At 74.3% G+C, this 26,827-nt stretch carries 21 protein-coding genes; 8 read left to right on the top strand and 13 right to left on the bottom strand.

The window, feature by feature from the left end; genetic code table 11:
* Window positions 1-168 precede the first annotated feature (168 nt).
* The 5 genes from L1785_RS03275 (at window position 169) to L1785_RS03255 (ending at window position 4,247) form a co-directional block, all read left to right on the top strand.
* Window positions 169-861: a hypothetical protein gene (locus L1785_RS03275; RefSeq protein ID WP_236087703.1), complete on the top strand. Its 693-nt coding sequence runs from the start codon at window positions 169-171 to the stop codon at window positions 859-861.
* A 146-nt stretch (window positions 862-1,007) separates the two neighbouring features.
* Entirely contained in the window at window positions 1,008-1,871 is an 864-nt protein-coding gene (locus L1785_RS03270) for a glycosyltransferase family 2 protein (RefSeq protein WP_236087702.1), read from the top strand.
* Window positions 1,868-2,404 carry an acyltransferase gene (locus tag L1785_RS23045; protein ID WP_308113241.1) on the top strand — a complete coding sequence of 179 codons (537 nt, stop codon included), beginning with the start codon at window positions 1,868-1,870 and terminating at the stop codon, window positions 2,402-2,404. Before L1785_RS03270 ends, L1785_RS23045 begins: the two co-directional genes overlap by 4 nt.
* Window positions 2,401-3,378 (top strand): glycosyltransferase family 2 protein, encoded by a 978-nt coding sequence (locus L1785_RS03260; protein WP_236087701.1) that lies wholly within the window; start codon window positions 2,401-2,403, stop codon window positions 3,376-3,378. Before L1785_RS23045 ends, L1785_RS03260 begins: the two co-directional genes overlap by 4 nt.
* Window positions 3,375-4,247 carry a glycosyltransferase gene (locus L1785_RS03255; RefSeq protein WP_236087700.1) on the top strand — a complete coding sequence of 291 codons (873 nt, stop codon included), beginning with the start codon at window positions 3,375-3,377 and terminating at the stop codon, window positions 4,245-4,247. The genes L1785_RS03260 and L1785_RS03255 overlap by 4 nt, the downstream gene beginning before the upstream one ends.
* A gap of 56 nt (window positions 4,248-4,303) precedes the next feature.
* On the opposite strand, the gene L1785_RS03250 is transcribed toward L1785_RS03255, so the two are convergent.
* Entirely contained in the window at window positions 4,304-5,449 is a 1,146-nt protein-coding gene (locus L1785_RS03250) for a hypothetical protein (RefSeq protein WP_236087699.1), read from the bottom strand.
* A gap of 302 nt (window positions 5,450-5,751) precedes the next feature.
* Between L1785_RS03250 and asnB the strand changes: the two genes are divergently transcribed.
* Together asnB and L1785_RS03240 are read left to right on the top strand one after the other, a co-directional pair.
* Window positions 5,752-7,629, top strand: a complete 1,878-nt coding sequence (gene asnB, locus L1785_RS03245) for an asparagine synthase (glutamine-hydrolyzing) (protein WP_236087698.1) — start codon at window positions 5,752-5,754, stop codon at window positions 7,627-7,629.
* 1 nt (window position 7,630) lies between these two features.
* On the top strand, window positions 7,631-8,875 hold the full coding sequence (locus tag L1785_RS03240; protein ID WP_236087697.1) for a rhamnosyltransferase WsaF family glycosyltransferase: 1,245 nt from the start codon (window positions 7,631-7,633) through the stop codon (window positions 8,873-8,875).
* Here L1785_RS03240 and L1785_RS03235 read toward each other — a convergent pair whose 3' ends face one another.
* From L1785_RS03235 to L1785_RS03200, 8 genes are read right to left on the bottom strand one after another with little or no spacing between them, the layout of a single operon-like run.
* A complete protein-coding gene (locus L1785_RS03235; RefSeq protein WP_236087696.1) occupies window positions 8,876-10,351 on the bottom strand; it encodes an oligosaccharide flippase family protein in 1,476 nt (491 codons plus the stop codon).
* Window positions 10,348-11,796: a glycosyltransferase gene (locus L1785_RS03230; protein WP_236087695.1), complete on the bottom strand. Its 1,449-nt coding sequence runs from the start codon at window positions 11,794-11,796 to the stop codon at window positions 10,348-10,350. Before L1785_RS03230 ends, L1785_RS03235 begins: the two co-directional genes overlap by 4 nt.
* On the bottom strand, window positions 11,793-12,992 hold the full coding sequence (locus L1785_RS03225) for a glycosyltransferase family 4 protein (RefSeq protein ID WP_236087694.1): 1,200 nt from the start codon (window positions 12,990-12,992) through the stop codon (window positions 11,793-11,795). Before L1785_RS03225 ends, L1785_RS03230 begins: the two co-directional genes overlap by 4 nt.
* On the bottom strand, window positions 12,989-14,122 hold the full coding sequence (locus tag L1785_RS03220; protein WP_236087693.1) for a DegT/DnrJ/EryC1/StrS family aminotransferase: 1,134 nt from the start codon (window positions 14,120-14,122) through the stop codon (window positions 12,989-12,991). The genes L1785_RS03225 and L1785_RS03220 overlap by 4 nt, the downstream gene beginning before the upstream one ends.
* Window positions 14,119-14,802 (bottom strand): NeuD/PglB/VioB family sugar acetyltransferase, encoded by a 684-nt coding sequence (locus L1785_RS03215; protein ID WP_236087692.1) that lies wholly within the window; start codon window positions 14,800-14,802, stop codon window positions 14,119-14,121. The genes L1785_RS03220 and L1785_RS03215 overlap by 4 nt, the downstream gene beginning before the upstream one ends.
* A 1-nt stretch (window position 14,803) precedes the next feature.
* On the bottom strand, window positions 14,804-15,958 hold the full coding sequence (locus L1785_RS03210) for a DegT/DnrJ/EryC1/StrS family aminotransferase (RefSeq protein WP_236087691.1): 1,155 nt from the start codon (window positions 15,956-15,958) through the stop codon (window positions 14,804-14,806).
* Window positions 15,955-16,965 carry an NAD-dependent epimerase/dehydratase family protein gene (locus L1785_RS03205; RefSeq protein ID WP_236087690.1) on the bottom strand — a complete coding sequence of 337 codons (1,011 nt, stop codon included), beginning with the start codon at window positions 16,963-16,965 and terminating at the stop codon, window positions 15,955-15,957. The genes L1785_RS03210 and L1785_RS03205 overlap by 4 nt, the downstream gene beginning before the upstream one ends.
* Window positions 16,962-18,032, bottom strand: coding sequence for a Gfo/Idh/MocA family protein (locus L1785_RS03200; RefSeq protein WP_236087689.1), 1,071 nt, complete (start codon window positions 18,030-18,032; stop codon window positions 16,962-16,964). Before L1785_RS03200 ends, L1785_RS03205 begins: the two co-directional genes overlap by 4 nt.
* Before the next feature lie 199 nt (window positions 18,033-18,231).
* Between L1785_RS03200 and L1785_RS03195 the strand changes: the two genes are divergently transcribed.
* Window positions 18,232-18,870, top strand: coding sequence for a hypothetical protein (locus L1785_RS03195; RefSeq protein ID WP_236087688.1), 639 nt, complete (start codon window positions 18,232-18,234; stop codon window positions 18,868-18,870).
* A 159-nt stretch (window positions 18,871-19,029) separates the two neighbouring features.
* On the opposite strand, the gene L1785_RS03190 is transcribed toward L1785_RS03195, so the two are convergent.
* The 4 genes from L1785_RS03190 to L1785_RS03175 all read right to left on the bottom strand — a co-directional run bounded on the left by L1785_RS03190 (window position 19,030) and on the right by L1785_RS03175 (window position 26,581).
* On the bottom strand, window positions 19,030-23,676 hold the full coding sequence (locus L1785_RS03190; RefSeq protein ID WP_236087687.1) for a DUF4082 domain-containing protein: 4,647 nt from the start codon (window positions 23,674-23,676) through the stop codon (window positions 19,030-19,032).
* 135 nt (window positions 23,677-23,811) lie between these two features.
* On the bottom strand, window positions 23,812-25,083 hold the full coding sequence (locus L1785_RS03185; protein WP_236087686.1) for a glycosyltransferase family 4 protein: 1,272 nt from the start codon (window positions 25,081-25,083) through the stop codon (window positions 23,812-23,814).
* Window positions 25,084-25,243: 160 nt separating this feature from the next.
* Complete coding sequence (gene pth, locus L1785_RS03180; RefSeq protein WP_236087685.1) at window positions 25,244-25,849, bottom strand: aminoacyl-tRNA hydrolase; 606 nt, start codon at window positions 25,847-25,849, stop codon at window positions 25,244-25,246.
* Window positions 25,850-25,981: 132 nt separating this feature from the next.
* On the bottom strand, window positions 25,982-26,581 hold the full coding sequence (locus L1785_RS03175) for a 50S ribosomal protein L25/general stress protein Ctc (protein ID WP_236087684.1): 600 nt from the start codon (window positions 26,579-26,581) through the stop codon (window positions 25,982-25,984).
* Window positions 26,582-26,827: the final 246 nt, after the last annotated feature.

The following is a 26,827-nucleotide window of genomic DNA, read 5'->3' as shown; positions in this document are numbered from 1 at the left end:
CTCCTTCCCCGGCCCTCTCGGATGTGGCTCACCAAACGGTATCGTGCCTGCAGAGGGCCCGTGCGCTCCGAGTACCGGTCGTCCGCACGCCGAGCACCGTTTCTCCATCGTAGAGCGGATGAATTTCCGCCACCTCTGTCGTGATGAGCCGGGCTGGAGGGGTGAGACATGACGTTGTGGGACCTGTTCGGTCTCGCCCTGCGCCGCTGGCCGGTCGTGCTCGTCGGTGCCCTCTGCACCGCTGTGGTCGCCTGGGCCGCGATCCAGGACGAGGGCGTCTACTGGACCCGCACGCAGGTCGTGTTCCTCGCGCCGCCGAGCGACCTGTACCCGAACTCCCTGGAGACCCGGTCCGAGTCGCTCGTCATCACGGCCGGCCTCGTCGCCAAGGAGATCAACGGGCCGGGCGCGGTCACCAAGTACGGGTCTTCCGACGTGTCGCTCGTCGGCCTCGGGATCCGCCGAGGCTGGTCCGTCCGTCTGCCCGACTCGGGCGGCCAGTGGGCTCCCAACTTCAGCGAGCAGGTCCTGATCGCCGAGGTCGTCGGCGAGTCGGTCGAGGAGGTCGAGCATGACCAGAAGGCCCTGTTCGAGCTGATCTCCGACGAGTTGTACGACATGCAGCGGGACATGGGGGTCGCCCCGGTCAACGACGTCACGGTCACCGTCGCCCCCGAGTCCACCGTCATCTACCACGTCGCCGGCAGCCGGTCCCGGGCGGTCGGCATGGCCGGGGTGCTCGGTGCCGGCGCGACCGTCGCGGTGCTCTTCACCCTAGAGATCCGCGCACGCCGGCGCTGGCTGCGCGAGCAGCGGGACACACCCACCACGGCGATCCCGATCGTCGCCGCGCGCAGCTGACCGGCTCCGCCCGCACTTTCACCCGCCACCGGGCGCTCCGGGGCGGATGAACTTGCCCGGTGGCGCCCGAACGGCACCCTCCGGCTGGCTAACCTGCCAGAGCGTCCGCCGGGCGCGCGAGCACACCGCCGAGCCGTGGAGGAACGATGGCAGCACTCCCGCCCCGAGCGAGCGTGGTGATCCCCGCCCACGACGAGGCGGCGACGATCGGTGACCTCCTGCGGGTCCTGACGAGCGGCGAGCCTGGCGAGCTGGAGGTCGTGGTGGCGTGCAACGGGTGCACCGACCGGACGGCGGAGGTCGCCGTCGGCTACCCCGGCGTCCGGGTCGTCGAGGTCCCCGTCGCATCGAAGATCGCCGCCCTCGCTGCGGGCGACGATGCGGCGACGGCGTTCCCCCGGGTCTACCTCGACGCAGACGTCTCGGTCTCGCTGCACGACCTGCGGTCCGTCGTCGCGGCCCTCGAAGGCGGCGAGGTCGCCGCCGCCCCCCTGCCGGTGGTCGACACCGCGGGCTGCGGGCCTGCCGTCAAGGCCTACTTCGCGGTGTTCACCCGGCTCGGCTACGTGCGCCGCCACGCCCTGGGCGCAGGCTTCTACGCCGTCTCCGAGGCGGGCCGACGGCGGTTCGGCGCCTTCCCCGACGTCGTGGCCGACGACGGGTTCGTCTACGGCCTGTTCACCGACCAGGAGCGGCACAACCCGCCGGGCGCCACGTTCGTCGTCCGCCCGCCGCGGACCGTGACCGCCCTCTGGCGCCGGCAGGTCCGCATCGCCTACGGGAACCTGCAGCTCGCCGCCCGCGGGCGCTCGCTCGTGTCCCCCGCGCCCGGCTGGTCCGGCGTCGTCCGCGAGCGTCCCTGGCTCGTTGGCGCCGCGTTCGTGTACCTGGCGGTCAACGGCACCGCGCTGCTGCGGGCCCGCAGCCTGCTCCGCTCCGGGGCGGCCGGTGCGTGGAACCGGGACGAGACCTCGCGGGTGGCGCTGGCGGCGCAAGGGAGCGAGCGGTGAGCCCGCGCCGGGGGCCGCTCGCCGCCGCGTCCCGCCTGCTGCGCCCTGGCACGTGGAAGCAGTGGGCGCGGGTCGCGAACTTCCTCGGCTACGACGGCGCGTCGATCCTGGAGGCCAGCCAGGGTGACGGTGCCCGCATCTCGCCCACCGTCTCGGTCCGCAACGGGAGCCGCATCGTCCTGGGCGCCGGCGCCAACGTCGGTCAGTGGTGCTACCTGTGGGCGGGCGACACGTCCGGCCGGATCGAGATCGGCGACCACGCCCTGCTGGCGCCCGAGGTCTTCGTGACCGCGTCGAACTACGACTTCGACTCCGGGGACGGCCCCGTGGCCGGCCTGCCCCGGCGGGAGGCCGACGTGCGGATCGGCGCGCACACCTGGCTCGGCACCCGGGTCGTGGTGCTGCCGGGCGTCACGATCGGTGACGGCACCGTCGTCGCCGCCGGGGCGGTCGTCGCCACCGACCTACCCGCCGGTGTCCTCGCCGCGGGCGTCCCGGCCCGCGTGATCCGCCGCAGAGGGGAACCCCGATGAGACCAGCCGTGGTGAGCATCGTCGTCGTCACGTACGACAGCGCGGAGTGGATCGGCCGCTGCCTCGGCGCGCTCCCCCACGCTCTCGCGGGCCTCGACGCCGAGGTCGTCGTCGTCGACAACGCCTCGGCGGACGGGACGGCGGACCTCGTGGAGCTGGACCACCCCGAGGTCACGCTGGTGCGCAACGCCGTCAACACCGGCTTCGCCGCAGCCGTCAACATGGGGGTCGCGGCGTCCCGCGCGCCGTGGGTCCTGCTGCTGAACCCCGACACGATCGCCCGGCCGGGATCCCTGCGCACCCTGCTGGAGTTCGCCGAGCGGCACCCGGAGCACGGCGTGTACGGCGGCCGCACGCTCACCGTCACGGGAGAGGTCGAACCCTCCTCGTGCTGGGCCCTGCCCACGCTGTGGAGCACGGCCTGCTTCGCGCTCGGGCTGTCCACGCTGTTCCCCCGCTCCCGGCTCTTCGACCCCGAATCGATGGGTCCGTGGCAGCGCGACTCCGTCCGCGAGGTCGGCATGGTGACCGGCTGCCTCCTGCTGGTCCGGCGCGGGACGTGGGACCGGCTGGGCGGCCTCGACGAGCGCTACTTCGTCTACGGGGAGGACGCCGACCTGGGCGCCCGCGCCCGGGCCGCGGGCCTGCGCCCGATCATCACGCCCGACGCCGAGGTGGTCCACGCGATCGGGAAGTCGTCCACCGGCGAGGGTGGCAGCCTCCCGCTCGTGCTGGCCGGGAAGGTGACCTACGCGCGGACGCACTTCCGCGGCGTCGGCGCGACGACGGCCGTAACCCTGCTGCGGCTCGGCGTCCTGCTCCGGGCGACGGGCTCGCGCCTCACCGGGCGCGGGCGCAAGTGGGCCGTCGGCTGGGAGCGCCGGGCGAACTGGTGGAACGGCTTCCCGCCCCGGTCCCAGCACGAGCCGGCCACGGCGTCGGCCACCCCGTACACCTCAGGAGAGCTCGGATGAACCCCGCTGTGAGCCACGTGCTGCTCACCCGCTTCAACCTGCCGTCCAAGGGCGCGGAGGCGACCATCCGGGCGAAGGAGGGCTGGCTCCGGGACCGCGTGGCCCTCTTCGAGCGCTACTGCCTGCCCAGCGTCGCTGCCCAGACCGACCGCGACTTCTCCTGGCTCGTCTATGTGGACCCGCAGAGCCCGGCCTGGTTCCTGTCCTGGGCCGACGAGGCCGGTGCCGGCCTGTTCCGGGCGGTGCGGCGCGCGGAGGTCCCGCGCGAGGACCTCCTGGCCGACGTCGCCGAGGCGGTGGGCGGCGCGCCGGCGCGACTGCTCACGACGAACCTGGACAACGACGACGCCGTGGCGGCCGACTTCGTGGCACGCCTCAAGGCGGGGGCCGCCGCCACGACCCCGCGCACGGCGCTCTACCTGGTCAACGGCCTGATCCGGCAGGGCGACCGGCTCTACGCGCACCGCGACCCGTCGAACGCCTTCTGCTCGGTCGCCGAGCCGTGGGACGGCGCCGTGTCGTGCTGGTCGGACTGGCACAACCGCCTGGACCGGCACATGCCGGCGGTCCGGCTCGGCGGGTCGCCCGGCTGGCTGCAGGTCGTGCACGGGACGAACGTGAGCAACCGCGTCCGCGGCACCCTCACCAGCCCGGTGCCCCATCGCGCGCTGTTCGGGTCCGGCCTGGACGGCCTGCCGGTGCCCGGCGGACGCGAGCTCGCCGCGGACCGGCTGCTCCACTCCCCGTTGCGCACGGGTCGCGAGGCCGCCCGGGCGCTCGCGAAGCGCTCCGTGCTTCTGGTGGGCGGCCCCGACGCCGTCGACCGGATGAACGCGCTCCGGCGCCGGGCGACCGCCGGTGCCTCCTGAGCCCCTGGGCTCTGAGCCCGGAGGCCGGAGCCCGAGGCCCCGGGTGACGCCTCGCCTCAGGGCGCGGCGACGGCGGTGCCCCGAGCGTCACCGGCGCCCGGCGCGTAGAGGTAGTTGTCCGACCACTGGCTCCATCCAGGCCCGCCGGTCATGTACGTGGCGCCCCAGCCGGTGCCCGTGAGCCGGTTGTTCCTCGCCCGGACGTTGCCGTACGGCTCGTTCGTCCGCTCGAGCGCGAGCTGGAACCCCTCGCCCTCGAGCAGGTTCCCCTCGACGAGGACGTTGTCGATCCGGCCGGAGTACGTCTGGATGAAGAGCGCGCCCGTGGCGTTCTGCGAGTCGCAGTCGAACCGGTTGTTGCGCACGACGAGCGACCGGTCGGCCCGCGCCTCGGCCGTGAAGTCGCGCACCGTGAAGGCGTCCGAGTGGTTCCCGTCGGCCGCGGGGTCCCCGACGGCAACGAGGCCGGTCACGTAGTTCCGCTCGATCAGCGCGTCCAGGGCCGACCCCGCGTTCATCACGGCGATGCCGCTGCCGAATCCGTGGACGTAGTTCCCGGTCAGGTTCGCGACGCCGACGAACGCCGTGGCCCAGGCCGCCGACTCGCGGTCGAGCAGCGACCCGTCGATCTCGCTGTCCCGGATCACGACAGGGGAGGACGCGATCGCCCCCGTCAGGTTGCTCGTCGTCGTCAGCACCGGCATGCCGCGGTCCGCGGACCGCGGCTGGACGCAGCTGCGCTCGACGGTGATCCCGCCGGCGGACAGGTCGAGCGCCGTCGTGACCAGCATCCCGGAGATGACGGTCCCGGCGGGCACCCGCCAGTCGCCCGTGTACTCGGGCAGGCCCGCACAGGACAGCCCGTGCGGACGCAGCCCGACGTTCGCGGCGTTCACGGTCCAGCCGGGACCCGACGTGGCGGCCGGCACCTGCGGTGCCGGAGCCGGAGCGGGCGCAGGGGCCGGCGCAGGGGCGGGCGCAGCCTGGGCCGGCGGCGGGGACGTCGAGACGGAGGGCGACGGCGAAGGCGACGGCGAGACCGACGGCGACGGTGAGGCCGACGGCGAACCGCTCGGTCCCGGCGACTGTCGCCCCGCCACGAGCCCGCCGTCGAACCCCCTCTGCCCGGGGGCGACCGCGGTGCCCGCGAAGAGCGGGACGAGAACAGCCGTCGCGAGGAGCGTGAGCAGCAGCGCGGCCACCCTGCGGAGTCCTCGGCGCGTCACCCGGAGACGTCGGTGTCGAGGTTCTTGGTTCATGGACCGTTTTCCTAGGGACTGGGCATCCGGACCGGATGCTCGCACGGGGTACAGGGACCGGCAACGGCCACGGGTGAATTCACCCCACCCCGGGACGAAGGGCCCGGCGCGGGATCTTTTCGCCCGCGGCGTGCCTGGTTTTCGCCCGCGATGTCCCCCCGGCCGCGGTCCCGCCCCCCTACATTAAAAGGCGTGACCGAGCTCGCGGCGGCATCGCCCGCCTCCGACCCGACCCGGGCGACCTGATGTGCGGCATCGCCGGCATCCGGGACCTGCGCGGCGTCCCGGTGCCCGAGACCTCGTTGAAGAGCATGTCGGGCGTGCTCGCGCACCGGGGGCCGGACGAGTCGTCGCACTGGTCCGAGCCCGGCATCGGGCTCGCCCACACGCGGCTCTCGATCATCGACCTCGCCGCGTCGCACCAGCCGATGCACTCGGCCGACGGCGACTGGGTCCTCGTGTTCAACGGCGAGATCTTCAACTACCGCGCCCTGCGCGCGACCCTCGACTACCCGTTCCGCACCGACGGTGACACCGAGGTCCTGCTGGCGGGCCTCGTCCGGCACGGTGTCGGGTTCGTCGCCCGGCTCCGGGGACAGTTCGCCTTCGCCGCGTACCACCGGCCGTCCGGCGTCCTGCACCTCGTGCGCGACCGCCTCGGCGTCCTGCCTCTCTACTACCGGGCCGACGGCGACCAGCTGACGTTCTGCTCCGAGGTCAAGGGCATCAACGCGGTCGCGGACGGCGCGCCCGCCGTCGACCCCCTCAGCCTCGACGCGTACCTGGCGAGCCGCTCCGTCCCGGCTCCCCACACCCTGTTCGACGGCGTGCGCAAGCTGCCCGCCGGGCACCGGGCAGAGGTCCTGCCCGACGGCACGGTGACCGTCCGCCGGTACTGGTCGGCGCCCGCCGTCGACCCGGGCGCCCGCTGGACGGAGACCGAGGCGGTCGACGCGGTGGACCGTGCGGTCCGCGCCGCGGTCGAGGCCGCGCTGGTCGCGGACGTCCCGGTCGGGTCGTACCTCAGCGGCGGCGTGGACAGCAGCCTGATCGTCGCCGTGATGAAGCAGCTGCGCGGCGACGCGCCCGTCGACACGTTCGCCGCCGGCTTCGGCGACCCGCGCCACGACGAGCTGGGCTGGGCACGGATGGTCAGCGACCACGTCGGCACGCGTCACCACGAGGTGCACGTGCGCGCCGCGGACTTCGAGGAGCTGTGGCCCCGCCTGACGTGGCACCGGGACGCCCCCGTGTCCGAGCCCGCCGACATGGCGGTGTTCCGGCTGGCCGAGCTCGCCCGGAAGCACGTCACGGTGGTGCTGTCCGGCGAGGGCGGCGACGAGCTCTTCGGCGGCTACCCGAAGTACCGGCTCGCGCCGTGGCTCGACGCGACGCGGGCGGTGCCGGCCCCTGTGCGCGGCGCCCTGGCCCGGATGACGGAGTCCCGGCTGCCGGGCAGGCTGGCGCGCGCCCGGGTGGCGCTGCGCGCGGTGGCGGCACCCACCGAGCGCGACCAGCTCCAGAGCTGGTTCGCGCCGTTCACGGCCGGCGAGCGACAGGTGCTCCTCGGCGGGGCACCGGCGCCCGACCGCGTGCGGGACCTCCCCGAGGGCGTCGACGCCGTCGACCGCATGCTGCGCTACGACCTGGAGAGCTGGCTCCCCGACAACCTCCTGGAGCGCGGTGACCGGATGAGCATGGCGTCGTCGCTCGAGCTGCGCCCGCCGATGCTCGACCACGAGCTCGTCGAGCTGGCCTTCGGCCTGCCGTCGGCGTTCAAGGTGCGCCACGGCGTCACCAAGTGGGTCCTCAAGGAGGTCGCGCGCCGGTACCTCCCGCAGGCCGTGGTCGACCGGAAGAAGGTCGGCTTCCGCGTGCCGCTCGACGAGTGGTTCCGCTCGGGGCTGCGCGACTCGATGTGGGAGCGGCTGACCGACGACGCCTCGTTCGTCGGGAGCACCCTCGACCGGGCCACGGTCCGCGGGCTGCTCGAGCGTCACGACAGCGGCCGCTTCAACGAGGAGAGCCGGCTCTGGACGCTCCTGTCCCTCGAGGTCTGGCACGACGTGTGCATCCGCGACGCCCGCGTCGCCGGGGCGCGTGGCCCGGGCACCCGGGGCTGACGTGCCTCGCCTCGCCCGGTTCCGCAAGCCGCCCCGTCTCCTCGCCCAGCTCGCCGTGCAGCGGGTGGCGAACGCCCTCGACGTCGGCGAGCTCGACATCCCGATCCTCTTCGAGGACCTCGCGGACTCCCACGCGCTCGGCCTCCGCCGGGCAGCGGAGCTTGCCGACGGCGGCGCCCCCGTACCCGCGGGCCGGTCCGCGGACGGCGGACCGCCCCGGGTCGCCTGGCTCGCCATCCCGCCCGCGGCCGGCTCCGGCGGTCACACGACGCTGTTCCGCATGATGCGGGCGGCGCAGGAGGCCGGGCTGCGCAACACGCTGCTCTTCTACAACCGCTTTCACAGCCCCGTCGAGGAGTACGCGGAGATCGTGCGGGCCGGGTGGCCCTGGCTGGACTGCGACATCGCGGCGGCGGGCCCGGTCGTCGCAGGCTTCGACGCGTCCGTCGCGTCCTCGTGGCCGACGGCGCACGTCCTGGCCGGCCGGGCGGCGCCGGGCACCCGGCTGCTCTACTTCGTGCAGGACTACGAGCCGTACTTCTACCCGCGGGGCGACATCTACGAGTTCGCCGCCGACACCTACCGGTTCGGGTTCCGGAACATCGCGCTGGGGCCGATGGTCCAGGAGGCCCTCGCCGGTGAGCTCGACGTGCCGAGCGACCTCGTCCCGTTCGGCGGCGACACGTCCGAGTACCGGCTTGAGGAGCCGGTCCGCCCGCGCCGCGGCGTCGTCTTCTACGCCAAGCCCGGCAACGACCGGCGCGGGTTCCGGCTCGCCGTCCTCGCGCTGCAGCGGTTCCACGAGCTCCACCCCGACCAGCCGATCCACGCCTACGGCGACCACGTGACCGGTCTCGGTTTCCCGGTGGTGGACCACGGCCGCCTGACGCCGGAGCGCCTGGCCGCGCTGTACCGGACGGCGGCGGCCGGGCTCAGCCTCTCGTTCACGAACATCTCGCTCGTTCCCGAAGAGATGCTCGCGTGCGGCACCATCCCGGTGCTCAACGACACGGGGTTCGCCCGGACGGTGCTGGACAACCCGCACGTCGCCTGGGCGCGGCCCACGCCGTCGGCCCTCGCCGCGGCCCTGTCCGACGCCGTCGGACGGCACGACCCCGACGTGGCGCGGGCCGCGAGCCGCAGCGTGCGGGCCCGGTCCTGGGCCGAGACCGAGCGGGCGGTGGTGCGGATCCTCGCCGACGAGCTGGGCTGCACCGTCGGGGACGGCCGCGTCGTCGTGTCCTGATCAGGACGGGACCTGACCGCCCCCCGCGCCCGTCCTCAGGAACCAGCGCACCCGCGGCACCGCCCACCAGCCGACCAGCACCGCGTACGCGACGGCGGCGACGCCCACGGAGACCCCCAGCGCCGCCACGTCGTGGTCGACGGTCTGCGCCGCCAGGTGCCCGCACCACCCGGCAACCAGGGCACCGAGCGCTGGGCACCACAGCGCGGACACGAGCGAGCCCGGGGACGCCCCGGCCCGCACGACGGCCACGCCGTACATCGGCAGCACCACGAGCAGGCTGACCACGAGGTGGGCGTACGCCGCGCCCATCAGCCCGAGCCCGGCGACGCCCGCGACCAGCGCCGCGACGAGGCCGGCGAACCACACGACCTGGACCACCAGGACGCTGCCCGACCGGCCGTGCGCGTAGAGGTAGGCGGCGAACAGGTCGAAGACGACCCGCAGCCCGCCGAGCGCCAGGAGGGGTACGAGCACGGGAGCAGCGGCGTCCCAGGCGTGCCCGTACACCACGGCGACGAGCGGGTCCGCGCCTGCCCCGATGAGGCACGCCCCGAGCGCGGCGACGGCCCACACCGGGCCGACGACGGAGGCGGGCGCGCGCCGGTCCGTCAGCACCTCGGGCCGCGAGAACAGGGGCAGCGCCACGCCGCGCACGGCTTGCCCGAGGAAGCTCATGGGCCACGACGAGACGTTCGACGCCAGCACGTAGTACCCCAGCGCCGTCGGCCCGGCGAGGCGGCCCAGGATCAGCTTGTCGATGCCGAGCACGGCCCAGGACAGGATGTTCGCGCCCGCGACCGGCACGCCGAAACGGATCACGGACCTGACGAGCGAGCGGTCGAGGCCGAAGACCGGGCGGACCCGCGCCCGGACGAACTGGAGCACCGTCGAGACGAGCTGCGCGGCCACCCGCCCCAGGGCGAGCGAGAGCACGCCCCAGCCCAGCAGGACCAGTCCGACGGTCACGACGGTGCTCACCGCGAAGTCGGCGACGCCGATGACGAACAGGCTGCGCTGGTCGAACTCGCGCTGCAGGCGCGCGTAGGGCACGACGCCGACGCCCGCCAGCAGGATCGTCACCGCGAGGACCACGATGGCCGGGGCGGCGCCCGGTGCGCCGAGCGCCCCCGCGAGCGGCATCGCGGTGGCGGCCGTCGCGACGGCGAGGACGAGGCTGACGACGGCGGACACCGTCGCCACGGTGGGCGCGCGCCGCTCGGGCTCCGCGCTGCGGATGAGGTCGGTGCTCAGCCCCAGGTCGGCCACGGCGACCAGGACCGTCTGCACGGTGAGCGCGACAGCGTAGACGCCGAACTCCTCGGGCGTCAGCAGGCGGGCGATGACGACGCCGACGGCGAGGCCGCCAACCTTGAGCAGCACCGTCGACACCGCGCTCCACGCCAGCCCGCCACGCACGCGCCGCGCGAGCGAGGGCCCCGCCGAGGCCCTCGCCGGGTCCTCCACCGCGGTCATCGCGTACCCGTCCTGCCGGTCACGTCGCGCAGCAGCGCCGCGTGCCGGGCGACCATCTCCTCGGCCGAGAGCACGGCCACCAGGCCCTCGTCGGGGGCCACGGAGCCCACCCGCGCGGGGAGCCCGGCGAGCGCGGCAGCCAGTGCCTCCTCGTTGTCCTGGTGCCGGCGCCGCCGGGCGGCCCGCACGGCGCCGTCCGTGAGCGGCGCGTCGCCGGTGGGCGGCGGCACCACCGTCACCCGGCCGGGCGCGAGCGCCGCGAGCTCGGCCGCCCCGCCGACGTCGGACAGCACCACCGGCAGCCCCGCCACGACCGCCTCCGTGGCCGCCACGGACCAGCCCTCGAAGAAGGACCCGAGCACGAAGGCGTCCGCGGCGGCGAGGAGCGTCGCGCTGTCGGACGGGCCGAGCAGATGGACCCGGGCGGAGGCGCCCGAGGCGACCCGCTCGGCGTCGGCCCACCGGTGCTCGACGACGTCCGCGACGCCGCCCGCCACGACGAGCCGCAGCCGCGGCTCCGCGCGGAGCGCACGGGCGAACGACCGCACCAGGCCGGGCACGTTCTTCTGGGCGTCGTAGCGCGCCAGGCTCACGACCACGAGGTCGCCGGGCTCCAGCGGGACGACGTCGGCGAGCGCCGCGCGGGCCTCGTCCCGCGCCGGGCCGACGGCGAGCTCGCCCACCCCGTTGGGGATCACCGCGGTGTCCCCGCGGTCCGCGCCCGTGTGCCGGGAGTGGTGGCGGGCGACGGCGTCGCTCACCGCGACCACGGCGAGGGCCCGCGCACAGGCCGCCCCGACGACGGCCCACTCGGCCGGACGGCGATGGATCTCGAGGTTGTGCGCCACCCAGACGGCCGGGCCGCCCCAGTCGGCGACCGCCGCGGCGGCGGACGCGTCGTGCACCTGGACGACGTCGGGCGCGAGGTCCGCGAGCAGCCCGGCGAGGCCGGCCGGGCCGGGCAGGTGCACCGTGATCCCCGCGGCGCGCAGGCGGTCGGCGGTGCGCCCTCCGCTCGCACCCACCACGACGGTGCGCACGCCCTGGTCCGGCAGGCCCCGGGCGAGGGTCTCGACGACCGCCTCGACACCGCCGACGTCGAGCCCGCCCGCGAGCAGGACGCACGTCAGGTCGGCGCCGGCCGGGGCCGGGGCGCCGGCCCCCGGGGCGGCCCCTGCCGATGCCCGGGCATCCGGCCCCGCCGGGGCACCGACGGCGGAGCGCGCCCCGGGCGCGGCCAGCCCCGGCACCTCGGCGTGGCCCAGCACGGTGCGAGCCACCGTGCGGGCGTGCCCGTACCGCAGCCGGGGCGGGAGCAGGTCGCACACCGCCGCGAGAGCCCGCAGCCCCCGAACCCGCGCGACGGCGGCGCGCCAGCCGGACGCCCGCTCCGTCGGCGGGGCGGGGGCTGCGGACGGTCCTGCAGCCGCCACCGGCGCGCTCATGTGGCGCTCCGGGTGACGGCCTTGCGCGCCACGCGCGCGGCCTCCTGCGCGAGGTCGGCCGCCCACTCGCGTGCCGTGTACAGGCGCCCCGACTCCTCGTACAGGGCCGCCAGCCGCCCGGCCATCGCGGGCAGCCCGAACCGCTCGACGGCGAACTGCCGGCCGAACCGGCCGAGCTCCGCGCGCCGCGCACGGTCGTCGAGGAGCCGCGAGACGGCGCGGACGAGCCCGCCGACGGCGTCGTCGGACGGCTCCGGGCTCCAGTAGCTCGAGCGCGCCAGGCGCTCCGCGGTCGAGGGCTCGAAGAGGCACGACCACCCCGCCTCTCCCTGCACCACGAGCGGCGTGCCGGACGCGAGCGCCCGGGCGGCGGACCCGCCCATCCCGAGCACGACGTCGGACGCGGCGTAGGCCGGGCGGGGGTCGGCCAGCGGACCCGCGAACCGGACGACCTCGCGCCCCACGTCCCGGTTGACCGTGCCGGCCCGTTCGCGCAGCGCCACCTCCGCGTCGCCGGTCCCCACGACGACGAGCGACGCCCCGCGCGTGCCGAGCACACGCATCGCGTCGATCGCGTGCCCCACGGGGGCGGCCTTCATGTCCGTGTCGAGGCGGCTGACGATCCCGAGCAGGACCTCGTCCGGGCCGATCCCGTGCCGCTCCCGGAAGCCCGCACCGTCGGCCCCGCCGGGCCGGTCCGCGTCGACGTCGACCGGCGGGCTGATCAGGACGGTGTGGCCGGGCCGGTCGTGGGCCTCGTCGAGCAGGTACCCCGTGCCGACCACGAGCGGCACGTTCCGGAGGATCACGGGCGCGACCTGCATCTCGTACACGGTCTGCACCCAGGGCCGCCGGCCGCCGCGCGCCGGGCCCCAGAACACGGGACGGTCGCCGCCCCACGACCCGTAGACGTGCACGACGTCGGCGCGCACGCGGTCCGCCGCCTCGGTGAGCTGGCGTGCGTGCGCGCGCAGGCCGGGCGCCGGGTCGTACGGCTCGACGGTCACGCCCCGCGCCGCCGCGACGTCGAGCAGCGACGGTCCGGGACGCGCCGACGCCCGGGGCCCCACGAGGTGCGACGCGATGCCGTGCCCGCGCAGCTCGGCCGCCAGGTCGACGGCGTTGATCTGCGTCCCGCCGAGCTCGAGGCTGTTCAGCCGGACGAGGACACGGAGCCGGGGCCGGTCCTTGGTCACGCCGGCCGCGCTTCCGGCACGCGGGTGCGGGTCTGGGCCTGGGCGAGCACCCCGGCGACGTGGACCTGCTGCTCCTCGGTCAGGTGCGGGAACATCGGCAGGGACAGCAGCCGCGACGCGGCGGCCTCGGCGACGGGGAACTGCCCCACCCGGTAGCCCAGCGAGGCGTACGCCTCGGTGAGGTGCAACGGCGTCGGATAGTGGATCGCGGCCCCGACGCCCGCCGCGCCCAGCTCGGCGAGCACCCGGTCGCGCTCCTCGACCCGGACCACGTAGAGGTGCCAGACGTCCTCGTTCCCCGGGCGGGTCGACGGCACGCGAAGGCCGGGGACGTCCGCCAGCAGCTCGGCGTACCGGTCGGCGGCGGCTCGGCGGGCCACGTTCCAGACGTCGAGCCGGCGGAGCTTCGCCCGCAGCACGACCGCCTGGACGGCGTCGAGGCGCGAGTTGAACCCGACCACGTCGTGCACGTACTTGACGGTGCTGCCGTGCGCGGCCACCGTGCGGACATGCTCCGCGATGCGCGGGTCGTCGGTGGTCACGGCGCCGGCGTCACCGCCCGCGCCGAGGTTCTTTCCCGGGTAGAAGCTCGTCGCGGCGACGCGGCCCAGGCCGCCCGCCCGCCCGTGCGCCGACGACGCCCCCTGCGACTGCGCCGCGTCCTCGACGATCGCCAGACCGTGGCGCGCCGCGACGGGGTCTAGCGCCTCGACCGGCGCGACCTGCCCGTACAGGTGCACGGGCACGATCGCGCGGGTCCGGCCCGTGACGGCCGCCTCGACCGCCGCGGGGTCGATGAGGAGGTGCTCGTCGTCGACGTCGACCAGCACGGGGACCGCGCCGATCCGGGACACGGCCTCGGCCGTGGCGATGAACGTGTTCACAGGCAGGATCACCTCGTCGCCGGGCCCGACGCCGACGGCGCGCAGCGCGAGCTCGACGGCGTCCGTGCCGTTGGCGACGCCCACGCAGTGGCCGACGCCGGCATACGCGGCGTACTCCTCCTCGAACGCGGCGACGTCGGGGCCGCCGACGAACCCGGCGGAGGCAAGGATCGACTGCCAGGCCGGCAGGACCTCGTGGGCGATCTCGGCCGACTGCGCGGCCAGGTCGAGGAACGGAACCTTCACGGGAGCACTCCAAGCTGTCGTGCGGGCACGCCGGCCCACGTCTGTCCGTCGGGCACGTCCGTCAGCACGACGGCGCCCATGCCCACCGTCGCCCCCGCCCCGACCGTCAGGCCGGGGTGCACGGAGGCGTTCATCCCCACGTAGGCGCCGCGCCGGATGCGCACGCCCCCGCCGAGGGACACGCCCGCGGCGAGCGTGACGAAGTCCTCGACGGCGCAGTCGTGCGTCACGGTCACGCCGGGCATCGCGACGACGTGCCGGCCGACGGCGGCGTCCGCCGTGATCGAGACGCCCGCGAGCAGGATCGAGCCGGCGCCCACCGGGCAGCCGCCCGGGTTCCGGACGGAGGGGTCGACGACGGTGGCGAACCGGTCGTCGTCCACCGCCGCGCCGAGCCGCTCCAGCACCGCCGAGCGGCCGGAGCCGGCCCCGACGCACAGCAGGAAGCGGGCCTCGGGGTAGGCCGCGGCATCCGACACGCCACCCACGACCGGGACTCCGGCCACGGCCGGCGGCAGGTCCGCGTGCCGGTCGTCGAGGATCCCGACCACCTTGCGCCCCGCCTCACGCAGCACAGCCAGGACCTCACGAGCGAGCCCGCTCGCCCCGACGAGCAGCACCGGCCTGTCCGCTCCGCTGTCGGGCCCTGACGAACCGGGCGCCACGCCACCGGCGGCCATGTCAGCGGCTCCCTGCCTCGCGCACCACGGCGACGACGCGGCCGAGCTCGTCGTCGGTCATCTGGTGGAACAGCGGCAGGATCAGCGTCCGGTCGGTCAGCCGCTCCGTCACCGGCAGCGGGACCGAACCCGTGTCCCGTCCCGCGTAGGCCTGCTGGCGATGGGCCGCCATGATGCCGCGCCGCGCGGAGACGCCCGCCTCGGCCAGCGCCACGAGCAGCTCCTCCCGGTCCAGCGGGTACTCCGCCAGCACCTCGAGCCACAGGGACTGGAAGTTGCTCGTGCCCCAGTCCGGGTCGTCGACGAGCCGCACGCCGGCCACGTCGCCCAGCGCGTCCCGGTAGCGGGCAGCGAGCGTCCGGCGTCGGGCCACCACCTCGGCCAGGCGGCCGAGCTGGACCAGGCCGACCGCCGCCTGCAGGTCCGTCATCCGGAAGTTGAAGCCCACCTCGCCGTACTCCTCGGCCGGCGCGACGAGGCTCGCGTGCCGCTCGGCGGCGGACACGCTCATCGCGTGCTCGCGCAGGCGGCGCGCCCGCGCCGCCCACTCGGGACGGCTCGTGGTGATCATGCCGCCCTCGCCGGTGGTGAGGATCTTGCGCGGGTGGAAGGACCATGCCGCGATCTCGGCGCCGGCGCCGACCGGGCGGCCGCGGTACGTCGACCCGGCCCCGCACGCGGCGTCCTCCACCACGACGATCCCGAGCGGGTCGCACAGGGCGCGGACCGCGTGGAGGTCGACGGGCACGCCGCCCTGGTCGACGACGATCACGGCCCGCGTGGCCGGCGTGAGCGCGGCGGCGACGGTCTCGACGGTGAGGTTCCCCGTCACGTCGTCGACGTCGGCGAAGACCGGGCGGGCGCCCACGTAGGTGGGCGCGTTGGCGGTGGCGACGAACGAGAAGGACGGCACGACGACGTCGTCTCCCGGGCCGATCCCCGCGACCACGAGCGCAAGGTGCAGCGCGGTGGTGCAGTTCGAGGTCGCGACGGCGTGGTCGGCCTGCATCGTCGCGGCGAAGGCGGCCTCGAAGGCCGCCACCCGCGGTCCCTGCGCCACCCAGCCGGACTCGATCACCTCCGTGACCGCCGCGACCTCCTCGGCCCCGAGCCACGGCTTCATGACGTTGACGCGCGACGGCGCGGCGGCGGTCATGCGGCACCTGTCCCGGTCGCGGTCAGCACCCGGCCGGAGGCGATCTCCTCGCGCAGCGGCCGCCACCACTCGACGAGCAGGCGCAGGCCGTCCTCGAGCCCGATCGTCGCCTCGAAGCCGAGGTCCTGCCGGGCCGCGGAGACATCGGCGAGTCGCCGGACCACGCCGTTGACGGCCCGCTCCGGCCCGTGCTCGACCGGCAGGTCGGAGTCCATGGCCCGGAGCAGCGCCTCGGCGAGCTCCAGCAGGCTCGTCTCGGTGCCGCTCGCGATGTTGTAGACGCCCTCGGTGATGCCGCTGCCGGCGGCGAGCACGTTGGCGCGGGCGATGTCGGGCACGCAGACGAAGTCCATCGTCTGCTGCCCGTCGCCGAAGATGAGCGGCGGGCGCCCGTCGGCGATCCGCTCCATCCAGCGGACGAGCACCTCCGTGTACAGGCCGTGCACGTCCATGCGGGGGCCGTACACGTTGAAGTACCGCAGCAGCACGTAGTCGAGGCCGTTCATCGCGCGGAAGGAGCGGATCATGCCCTCGTTGAAGGACTTCGCGGCGCCGTAGAACGTGTCGTTGTTGTGGTGGTGGTGCCGCTCCCCTGTCGGGAACGCCTCCGCCATCCCGTACACGGACGCGCTGGACGCCGCGACGAGCTTGTCCACGCGGTGCTCGACGGCGGCCTCCACCACGTTGAAGGTCCCGTCGACGAGCACCTCGAGCGCCAGGCGGGGCTCCTCGGCGCACTGCGTGATGCGGATGGCCGCCTGGTGGAACACCAGGTCCTTCCCGCGCGTCAGGTCGTGGACCAGGTCGCGGTCGCGGACGTCGCCCTCGACGAGCGTGACCCGCCCGTCGGCGAGCGCGCCGTCGAGGTTGGCGCGGCGTCCGCGGACGAGGTTGTCGAGCACGTCGACATGGCCTGCGCCGGCGTCGAGGAGCTGGTCGACGAGCGTGGACCCGATGGTTCCGGCGCCCCCGGTGACGAGGATGTTCGCGCCCTGCAGTGTGGTCATGCTGTGATCTCCAGCTCTCGGTCCTGTTCGGGGGCGACGAGGGCGCCGCCCGCCGCGAGGCTCGCCGACGCGGCCTCGAGCACGCCCAGGACGCGCCGGCCGGCGCGCCCGTCGGTCAGAGGCGCACGGCCTTCGTGGATGGCCGACGCCAGCTCGGCCACCATCTGCCCGAGCGCCTCCCGCTCGGGCAGGGCGGGCGACCACGTGTCGCCCAGGCGGTACGAGACGGTGGCGGCGCGCCGGTCGTCGGCGGGCACGGCCCCGACCTGGTCGAGGTCCACGCCCCGGTCGTACACGCTCAGCCGCTGCTGCGGGTTGAGGTCGTCCCACACGAGGGTCCGCCGGGACCCGCCGATGGCGATCCGCCGGATCTTCGTGGGGCTCAGCCAGTTCACGTGCACGTTCACCACGGCCCCGCCGGCCAGCGGCAGGAAGAGGTAGCCGACGCACGCCTTGCCCGCACCCAGGGGGTCGCCGCCGTGGGCGGCGACCGAGCGGGGCCGAAGGCCGCCGGGCAGCACGAAGTCGATGATCGACAGGTCGTGCGGTGCCAGGTCCCAGAACACGTCGACGTCCGGCTGGACCAGGCCCAGGTTGATGCGGACCGAGTCGACGTAGAGGATCTCCCCCAGCTCGCCGGCCTCGATGAGCTCGCGGATCTTGAGCACCGCGGGGGTGTAGCAGTAGGTGTGGTCCGTCATGAGGACCAGCCCGCGCTCCCGCGCCTCGGCGATCATCTCGTCGGCGGAGGCGGCGTCGGCTGCGAGGGGCTTCTCGACCACGACGTGCTTGCCGGCTCGGAGCGCCGCCATCGCGATGGCGTGGTGGGTGCGGGCCGGGGTCGCGATCGCGACGGCGTCCACGTCGTCCCGGGCGAGCAGCGCGTCGAGCGAGGTCTCGACGTCTGCCCCGCCGCTGGCGCGGGCGACGCGCGCGGCGCGCGCGGCATCGAGGTCGCACACCGCGGCGAGCTCCCAGCGCTCCGACGCGGCGAAGTTGCGCGCCAGGTTCGGACCCCAGTAGCCCGCCCCGACCACGGCTGCACGCAGTACTCTCGGCTCCGGCATGGGTGCCTTCCTTCCGGCTCGGCGGATTCCCGCCACGCTCGTCTGCGAGGGCGGGGCCGCGATCAACATAGCCGCCGGATACCGCTGTCAAGGGCGGTATAAAGCCAGTTCACCCGAGCGCGGCGGGTGAAAGGTCCGGCTCGCGAATTCACCTTGTCGACGCGTCCACGGAGCCCCCGGCCGGAGTTAGCCTCGGGAGATGCGCACCCGTGTCCTGGCCCTTGCGGCGACCGTCGTCCTGACGGCGTCGGCCTGCACGGCGCCCGACTCCGGACCGCGCGCCTCAGGCACGGCCAGCCCCTCCGGCACGGCCGCCCCTTCGGGCTCGGCGGCCCCGTCGGGCACAGCCGGCCCGGGCAGTTCCGGGTCCCTGCCGTCGGGCGCCAGCGGCGGCCAGAGCGGCGGCGAGGGCAGCGAGACCGCGCCGTCGCCCGTCGCGAGCGACGGGCCGCTGAGCTCCCTCGCGGTCGCGCCACCCGCGGCGGGCCGGCGGGACGCCGCACCCGACGCCGGCACCGCTGCCGGCCTCCTGGCGGGGTTCCCCACGGACGTCGTGACGGTCCCCGAGCACCTCGTCGTGTCGTCGAGCTCCGTCTCGGCCGAGGGCGACCGGTACCAGGTGACCCTCGACGGGACCGCCGACGGCGGGTGCGACCTCCTGCTCATCGCCTACCGGGCGTGGTTCACCGGCGGCGGCTTCGCGGAGACCGCCACCGACGCGCGCCCCGGGTCCACGGAGGTGACGTTCGTGCGCGACGACGGTTCGGTCGCGCTCGCCGCGACCGACGACGGCGGGGCATGCGGCCTGTCGCTCTTCGCGACGCTCACGGCCCGCTGACCCGCCGAGCCACCACCCGCTCCACCCCGGGCTCACGCCCACGCCCACGCCCGCGTCCGCGTCCGCGTCCGCGTCCGCGTCGTTGTGGGTATGGCTACGGCGTGAATTCCGGTCGGAACTCACGCCGTAGCCATACCCACAACGCTGACCCGCGGCGCGCTACGAACCCGCGGGGACGAACACCACGTCGACCCAGTAGCTGTGCGACGAGTTCCCGGACGGGAAGCCCGTGCCGTACACGTACGCGCCGCCGGGGACCGGGGTGGACAGCGGGCCCTGGACACGTGGCGCCGCGAGCGCGTCGGCGGTCACCGCGTAGTGGCCGGCCGGAGCGTAGTACGAGGCGACGAGGTCCGTACCGGCCGGCACCGTGACCGGCTGGTCGAAGATCAGCGTCTGCCACCCGGACGTGGACTCGCCGGTGAACGTGCCGGTCGCGAGGAGCTGCCCGCTCGCGGACCACAGGTACCCGGTGTGGGTCCCGGTGTTCTGCGAACCCTTGTAGTACCGGATGCCGTGGACCGCGCCCGCGGCGTCGACCCGGACACGCGTCCCCACCTGGACCGCGTCCGGGTCGGCCCAGCTCGCGACCGCCGGGGTGTCGCTCTCGGACCACAGGCTCACCGAACCCGTGGGCATCGAGATCCGTGTGGAGAACGACCAGGTGGCGATGGTCTCGCTGCCCGCGTCGACCCGGGCCGTCAGGAGGGCGCCACCCGGGAGCGGCCCACCGGGCGTGAACGTGATCGTCCGGGTGCCCGGGTCGAACGTGCTCGTCCCCGGTACGGCACCGGCGGGGCCGGTGACGCTCAGCACCGGATCCACGCCGAGGGGCGCGAACGACAGCCGGGCCGTCACCGTCGACGCCGGGTCGACGCCGGAGGCGCCCGCGGCGGGCGACCTGGTCACCACGCCGAGCTGGCCGCTCGTGAACACCGGATCGACCCAGTAGGCGGAGCCCTGCCACGTGTACTGCGGGAAGCCCCCGCCGCCGTAGACATAGACGCCGGCGCCCGCCGGCGCCGTCAGGGGCCCGTTCGTCCGGGCCTGGTCGAAGTACCCCGTGGTGACCGCGTAGTGCCCCTTCGGGGCCAGGTACGACACGGTGTACGTGGCGCCCGCCGTCACGGGGTACGGCTCCGCGAGCTGGACGGTCTGCCAGCCCTCCTCGGCCGCCGCCGGGGCGGTCGCGGTGGCGAGCGCGGCGCCTGCCGCGGACCACAGGGTCACCTTGTACGGCCCGGTGTTGCCGGCCCCGCGGTAGAACCGCACGGCCGACACGAACCCGTCGTGGTCGGCGCTGAACCGGGTGCCGAGCTCCACGGAGGCGCCGTCGTCGGCCGACTGGATGGCGGGGACCTGGGCGCCGAACAGCGTGCACGGGCACGACCCGGCCGCCGGCTGGGTGGTGAACGTCCAGGTGACCGGTCCGACGGCCGCCCCGTCGTCCGCCGTCTGCCCGGAGAAGGCCGCGGTGTGCACCGCGCCCGGGGCGAGGTCGGCAGTGGGGTCGAACGTCACGGTCGTGCGGTCCTGCGAGAGGGCGACCGTCCCCGCCACACCGGCACCGGCACCGTCCGTCAGCGTGAGGGAGGCCCCGGGCGCGAGCGGCTCGGAGACCGTCACGGACACGGTGGTGCCCACGGGCACCTCGGCGGCACCCGGCACGGGTGACCGGCTCACGATCGAGGGCCCGGCGGGCGTCGGGTCGTAGACGACGTCGACGAGGTAGCTCGTGCTCGTCGTGGTCGTCGGCCGGCCGCCTCCGTAGGTGAACACCCCGGCGTTGGCGGGCGTCGAGAGGTCACCCACCGTCATCGGGGTCGCCAGGCCGCTGTTGGTGACGGAGTATCGGCCGGCGGGTGCGCGGTAGCCGATCGTGTAGGTGACGCCCGCCTGGAGCTCGACAGGGGCGGTGAACGGCACCTCCTGCCAGCCCTGCGTGACAGGGGCGGTGACCTGCCCCTGCGCGAGCACCTGGCCGTCGGGTCCCCACAGCCACGCGGTGTACGGGCCGGTGCCCGACGGGCCCTTGTAGAACTGGGCGCCGGTCACCTTTCCCGCGCGGGCGGCGGAGAACCGCACGCCGAGCGTCACCGCGTCCGGGTCGGGCACATCGACGGTCTGGGGCGTGACCGTCTCGTCGAACAGCCCGCAGGGGCAGGCCGCCGACGGCGGACGCAGGGTACGGAACGACCAGGTGCCGCCCGCAGAGACCGGCAGGCCGTCGGTCCCGGTCGCGGTGACGGTGACCGTGTGTCCCGCGAACCCGGCGAGCGGTGCCGCGGGCACGAAGGTGACGGTGCGCGTCACGGCGTCGTAGGACGTGGTCCCGGCCACCGGCGTGCCCACCTCGTCGGCCACGGCGACCGCCACGGAGGACGCCACGACAGGCTTGGACAGCCGCGCGCTCACCGTGGTGTCGAGCGGCACGCTGACGGAGCCGCCCAGGGGGCGCGCTCCGAACACCGTGAGCGGCGAGTTGTCGGTGTCGCTGAAGACCGGGTCCACGTAGTAGTCGGCGTTGCCGAACGAGGACGCCGGGAACGTGCCCGGGGACCCGAACACGCCGGCCGGCGTCGCGCCGAATCCGCCCTGGACCTGGAGCGGGTCCACGTTCCGCCCGCGGGCGGTGAAGGCGTTCTCCAGCACCGCGTACCGGCCCAGGGGCGCGGTGTAGGAGGCCACGTAGGCCTCTCCTGCGGCCACCGGGACCGGTGTCGTGAAGCTCACGGTCTGCCAGCCCGACGCCGTCTCGGCGGAGAACTGGGCCTGGGCGAGCAGCTGGCCGTCGGAGCCCCAGAGGGTGCCCTTGTGCGTCCCCTTGTTGGCGGTGCCCTTGTAGAACCGCACGCCCGTGATGAACCCGGTCCGGGTCGGGACGAACCGCAGGCCCAGCTCCACCGCCCCGGTGTCGGACACCGACGCCGTAGCCGGCACCTCGTCGCCGTGGACGGTGCACGGGCACGCCACGTCGACGCTGCGCGCGAGCGCCGGGCCGATGTTGGCGCTGTCGTCGACCGCGCGAGCCTTCAGCTCCACGGGCCCCGAGCCGGGCAGGTAACCCGAGTACGACCAGGTACCACGGCCCTGCGCCGGGTGCCAGGAGGCGCCGCCGTCGAGCGAGACCTCGACGCCGGCCACCCGCCCCGCCGCGTCCTGCGCGGTCCCGCTCACCGTGACGAGCGAGCCGTTCGCGAGGTCCGCCCCCGCCGCCGGCGCGCTGATCTGCACCGTGGGCCCCGCGACGTCGGTGGACGCCGGCGTGACGACGATGCCCGCGGCGGGCGTCACAGGCTGGGCGCGCATGTCCGCGAGGAAGTTCGCCGTGGCCTGGCGCATGCGGGGGTCGGCGGGTGCGCCGTCGCCGTCGTGCTCCTGGTCCAGGCCCCACGCCCACTGGACGGAGGCGGACGAGAAGACGAGCGCGCCGCTCGCCGCCCGGTACATCGTCACGTGGTGCGTGGTCGTTCCGGGCGCCACGGTGTTGCCGAAGTCCTGCAGGTACTCGGGCACGGCTCCCGTCGTGGTCGAGAGCCTGATCAGCCCGGCCGGGCGGTGCCCGTTGTCCAGGTCCTCGTTGGACTCGTAGCCGACGGTGTGCGCGGCGAGCGCCTGCGTCTGCCCGGCCGTCATGTTCTGCAGGCTGGTCTGGCGCCACAGCCGCAGCTTGCCCTCCTCCGCCGACACCGTCACCGGCAGGTCGGAGAAGTTCACCATGTACGCCGTGCCGGTGAGGCCGTTCTCCGTCAGCCCGGCCCCGTTCGCGGTGCTCGCGTACCGCGGGTCGCGCCACGTGCCGGTCCACTCCGCGGCCGGATCGATCTTGGCGTTCGACCACGTCTCCTTGTACGAGACGAGGGTCCGGTAGCTCGTCGCGGTGCCTGCGACGGACGCCTCCCAGCGGGTGCGCCAGTACACCTCGTTCCCGGCGAGGAACGCGAGGTTCACACCGGCGTCGCGCGCGGCTTCGACGTTGGTGCGCTGCGCGCCCGACCAGTACTCGTCGTGCCCCACGGAGAGGAAGACGTCGTGGTTGAGCAGCAGCGCGCCGTACCGGTCGGTGTCGACGCCGGCCTGGTAGGCGACGTCGTACCCGTTCTGCTCGAGGAACCGCACCGTCGCGTACTCGGAGCTGAAGTAGAAGTCGCGGCCGCCCGCGTGCCCGCGCGTGGCGAAGGGCCGGTTGTAGCTCACCTTGTAGGACCGGCCGTTCGCGGCGCCCTGGTAGAAGTCCGACCCGCCGTAGGTGTTGTACGCGTGCCACGTCGGATCCGACGTCTGGAACACGATGTCGGAGTGGCTGTCGTCGTCCCGCACCACGAACGTGATGTGGCTCTGACCGCCGGTGTCCGTGCGTGTGAGGAGCGCGACGTAGACCCCCGAGACCGCGTCGGTCGGCACGTTCCAGGAGGCCGAGACGGCCCAGTTCCCGCAGTCGTACAGCTCGGTCGTGAAGTCGCTCACGCACTGGGGCTGCCGCTGGGGCAGCGCCGCCGACGGCGTGACCGCCGTGATAAAGCGCGCCCCCAGCCCCTGGTACCACCCGGTCCGGTACACGTCGATCGTGTAGGCGCGCGCGTCGGTGTCGATCTTGAAGTCGACCCGGTCGCCCCCGTCGACGCTGATGTCGGTGGCGAAGCCCTGGATGTCAGGGTCGCCCGCTCCCGAGATGTCCCACACGGAGGGCGGCGAGCCCGGCTTGGAGTTCTCGCACACGATCGGGTTACCGCCCGTGGTGCACGGGTTGGTCTCGGCCGTGGCCGAGACGGCAGGCACGAACGCCGCGGCGAGGGCGGCGGCCATGACACCGGCGACTACGCGCCTGCGCCGTGGCGACGAGATCAAGGAATTGGGCTGCACGTCCGCAATGTAGGTCCACGGAGCACTCGGCCGGGGCGCCTTCAAGCCCATTCACCCGCGGAGCAGCGGGTGAATGGCTCAGGCGTCGACCGACGCCGAAGGCCGGGCCGGCTCGCCGGAGCGCGCGGGCTCGCCCTCGATCGCGCGGGGTCCGCCCCTGGTCAGCCCGTCGAACACCCCGACGTACACCTCTGCCTGGTGCCGCCACGACAGCTCGCCCTCGATCCGCGCGCGGCCGACGAGCCCCATCTGGCGCGCCCGCACCGGGTCGTCGAGCACCTCGAGGATCGCGTCGCCAAGGTCGGCCGGGTCCTCGCCCGTGACGTAGCGGGCGGCGTCGCCTGCGCTCCGCCGGGTCTCGGTGAGGTCGGTCGCCACCACCGGGAGCTCGTGCGCCATGTACTCGAGGGTCTTGTTCATGGTGGACCGGTCGTTGAACTCGCTCGGCGGGTCGGGCGTGACGCCGACGTCGGCCGACGAGAGCCAGCGGCCGATCTGGGCGTGGTCGACGCGGCCCGTGAACTGCACCCACGGGTCGAGGCCGCGGCGCGTGCACTCCCCGCGGAGGCTCTCGAGCGAGTCGCCGAAGCCCAGCAGCGCGAACCGCACGTCGCGGCGGCCGCGCGCGTGCACGATGTGGTCGGCCGCGGCGAGCAGCCGGTCGACCCCGTCCTGCGGGCCCATGATGCCGACGTAGCAGACGAGGTGCGCGGCGCCACCACGCAGCTCTGGCTCACGCTCGCGGCGGCGCATGAGGTCGGCGTCGGGCGTGCTCATGACCACCACGCTGTGCTCTGCCGGGACGCGGCCGCGGGTGCGGGCGATCTCCTGGTACGACGCGTTGGTCGAGATCACGCGGTCGGCCGTCCGGTACGTCGCGCCCTCGAGGAGGCGCAGGACGCGATGGAGCAGCCCGCGGCGACCGAACTTCGCCTCGAAGATCTCCGGGCACAGGTCGTGCTGGTCGTAGACGAACCGCACGCCGCGGGCGCGCCACAGCTGCGCCAGCGCCCAGTACGTGTCCGGCGGGTTGCACGCCTGCATCACCTGGAACGGTGCGTCACGGTGCACGCGTGCAGCGAGGCGGGCGGTCCGCCACCAGCACAGGAGGAACTCACGCGCGTATCCCAGGGCACCGACGGATTCGGGAGGCGCCGCGTAGGAGTAGACCGTGGTGGCGTCCACCGTGAAGCTTGCTGCTTCGTCGCGGAACTCCTGGGGGCAGATGACGCTGACGCGATAGCCGGCGTCGGTGAGGGCGCGGCACTCGGTGCGCACCCGCCGGTCGAGGCGGAACGGGAGGTTCTGGATGATCACGAGCACGTGTGGTGCCGTCTGAGAAGTGGCCATGCGGGCAGTATTAAGTTGTGAATCGTCCCGAAGAACGCCCGCGAAGGGTGAAAGGGCCAGTTCACCCTATTGCCCTTTTTCACCCTGTTTTTCGCCCACTTTTCGCCCGCAGCCTGGCCGAGTCTCGCGTTCACAGCGCCGTGCCGCGGGGGCTGAACAGTCACGCCTTGGCGACGTGAAACTTCCCCTGCGCGGCGAGCAGACCCTCCGTGAGCAGCAGCTCGACGGCGTCGGCCCCGTCGTCGAGCAGGATCGGCAGATCCTTCTTCTCCGTGGCGGAGAAGTCCTTGAGCACGTGGTCGGCGGTGTCCATGCGCCCGGGCGGACGGCCCACTCCCACGCGCACCCGAAGGTAGTCGCGGGTGCCGAGCGCCTTCGAGATGTCGCGCAGCCCGTTGTGGCCGCCCTCGCCCCCGCCGATCTTGAGCTTGATCGTGTCGAAGGGGATGTCCACCTCGTCGTGCACCACGACCAGGTGGTCCAGGTCGACCCCGAAGTACTTCACGAGGCCGCTCACGGGTCCGCCGGAGACGTTCATGTACGTGGTCGGCTTGGCGAGGACCACGCGTGGTCCGGGCCGACCGCCGGGCAGCATGCCCAGCCGCGCCTCGGCCACCACGGCCTGTGCACGGGAGTGCCGGGCGAACCGCGCACCGGTGCGCTCCGCGAGCAGGTCGAGCACCATCTGGCCGACGTTGTGCCGGTTGCCCGCGTACTGCGGACCGGGGTTGCCGAGCCCGACGACGAGCCAGGGCTGGTCGCTCATGTCACCTCTCCGTCTTCCCGCGATGTAGTACCTGCGTAAGTAGAACCCGCCGAACGAGAACGGGCGGAGCCGGCGGCTCCGCCCGTTCTGCTTCGGCAGGTACTACTTCGGCGACGACGTCAGCCGGAGGTGTCAGGCCTCGGCGGGGGCCTCGGCGGTCTCCGCAGCCTCGGCCTCTTCCTCGGCGGCGGCCTCGCCGCGGGGCTCGGAGATCGCGACGACGAAGTGGTCGCCGTCCGTCAGCAGCGTGGCGCCCTTCGGCAGCTTCACCTCGGCCGCGGTGATGTGCGAGCCGGCCTCGAGGCCGGTGATGTCGACGTCGACCGACTCCGGCAGGTGCGTGGCCTCGGCCTCGACCGACAGGGTCTGCGCCTCGACGAGGTGGATGGTGCCGGGGGCCGACTCGCCCACGATGTTCACCTGGATGTCGACGGTGACCTTCTCGCCCGCGCGCACCACGAGCAGGTCGATGTGCTCGATGACGTTGCGCACCGGGTCACGCTGCACGTCCTTGGCGATGGCCAGCTGGCCCTTGCCCTCGAGCTCGATGGAGAAGAGGGCGTTGCTGTGGCGCAGCGCGAGGGAGGTCTCGTGGCCCGGGAGGGCGACGTGCACCGGCGCGGTGCCGTGGCCGTAGAGGACGGCGGGGATCTTGGCCTCGCGGCGGATGCGGCGGGCGGCGCCCTTGCCGAACTCGGTACGGGCCTCGGCGACGAGCTTGATCTCGGACACGATGATTCACTCCTGAAAGGAAGAAAGCTGTGGAAGCGGGGCGGCTGCGTCGGCGTGGGACGCGTGACGGACGCGAGGCAGCGCGTGCGGGTCCGGCCCGGAGAGCCCGGGCAATCTACCGACGGCCACCCAGTCGATCACGGACGTTGGCGCGAAACGGGTCTTTCGATCCGCCGCGGCCGTCAGACGTCCCTCGCCGAGGCAACCGGAATACTGTACCCGCCCGCCGCCTGCCACCGAAACTCG

The sequence above is a fragment of the Antribacter soli genome (genome assembly GCF_021568775.1).
In the GTDB taxonomy this organism is placed as follows: Bacteria; Actinomycetota; Actinomycetes; order Actinomycetales; family Cellulomonadaceae; genus Antribacter; species Antribacter soli.
Note: the sequence above shows the minus strand (reverse complement) of the source record. Positions and strands in the feature narration are given on the sequence as shown.

Coding starts and splice junctions, on each gene's coding strand:
- L1785_RS03205 (WP_236087690.1), bottom strand. CDS start 16,965: ATGACCACACTGCAGGGCGCGAACATCCTCGTCACCGGGGGCGCCGGA.
- L1785_RS03235 (WP_236087696.1), bottom strand. CDS start 10,351: ATGACCGCGGTGGAGGACCCGGCGAGGGCCTCGGCGGGGCCCTCGCTC.
- L1785_RS03195 (WP_236087688.1), top strand. CDS start 18,232: ATGCGCACCCGTGTCCTGGCCCTTGCGGCGACCGTCGTCCTGACGGCG.
- L1785_RS03185 (WP_236087686.1), bottom strand. CDS start 25,083: ATGGCCACTTCTCAGACGGCACCACACGTGCTCGTGATCATCCAGAAC.
- pth (WP_236087685.1), bottom strand. CDS start 25,849: ATGAGCGACCAGCCCTGGCTCGTCGTCGGGCTCGGCAACCCCGGTCCG.
- L1785_RS03190 (WP_236087687.1), bottom strand. CDS start 23,676: ATGGCCGCCGCCCTCGCCGCGGCGTTCGTGCCTGCCGTCTCGGCCACG.
- L1785_RS03215 (WP_236087692.1), bottom strand. CDS start 14,802: ATGGCCGCCGGTGGCGTGGCGCCCGGTTCGTCAGGGCCCGACAGCGGA.
- L1785_RS03210 (WP_236087691.1), bottom strand. CDS start 15,958: ATGACCGCCGCCGCGCCGTCGCGCGTCAACGTCATGAAGCCGTGGCTC.
- L1785_RS03270 (WP_236087702.1), top strand. CDS start 1,008: ATGGCAGCACTCCCGCCCCGAGCGAGCGTGGTGATCCCCGCCCACGAC.
- asnB (WP_236087698.1), top strand. CDS start 5,752: ATGTGCGGCATCGCCGGCATCCGGGACCTGCGCGGCGTCCCGGTGCCC.
- L1785_RS03255 (WP_236087700.1), top strand. CDS start 3,375: ATGAACCCCGCTGTGAGCCACGTGCTGCTCACCCGCTTCAACCTGCCG.
- L1785_RS03260 (WP_236087701.1), top strand. CDS start 2,401: ATGAGACCAGCCGTGGTGAGCATCGTCGTCGTCACGTACGACAGCGCG.
- L1785_RS03230 (WP_236087695.1), bottom strand. CDS start 11,796: ATGAGCGCGCCGGTGGCGGCTGCAGGACCGTCCGCAGCCCCCGCCCCG.
- L1785_RS03200 (WP_236087689.1), bottom strand. CDS start 18,032: ATGCCGGAGCCGAGAGTACTGCGTGCAGCCGTGGTCGGGGCGGGCTAC.
- L1785_RS03275 (WP_236087703.1), top strand. CDS start 169: ATGACGTTGTGGGACCTGTTCGGTCTCGCCCTGCGCCGCTGGCCGGTC.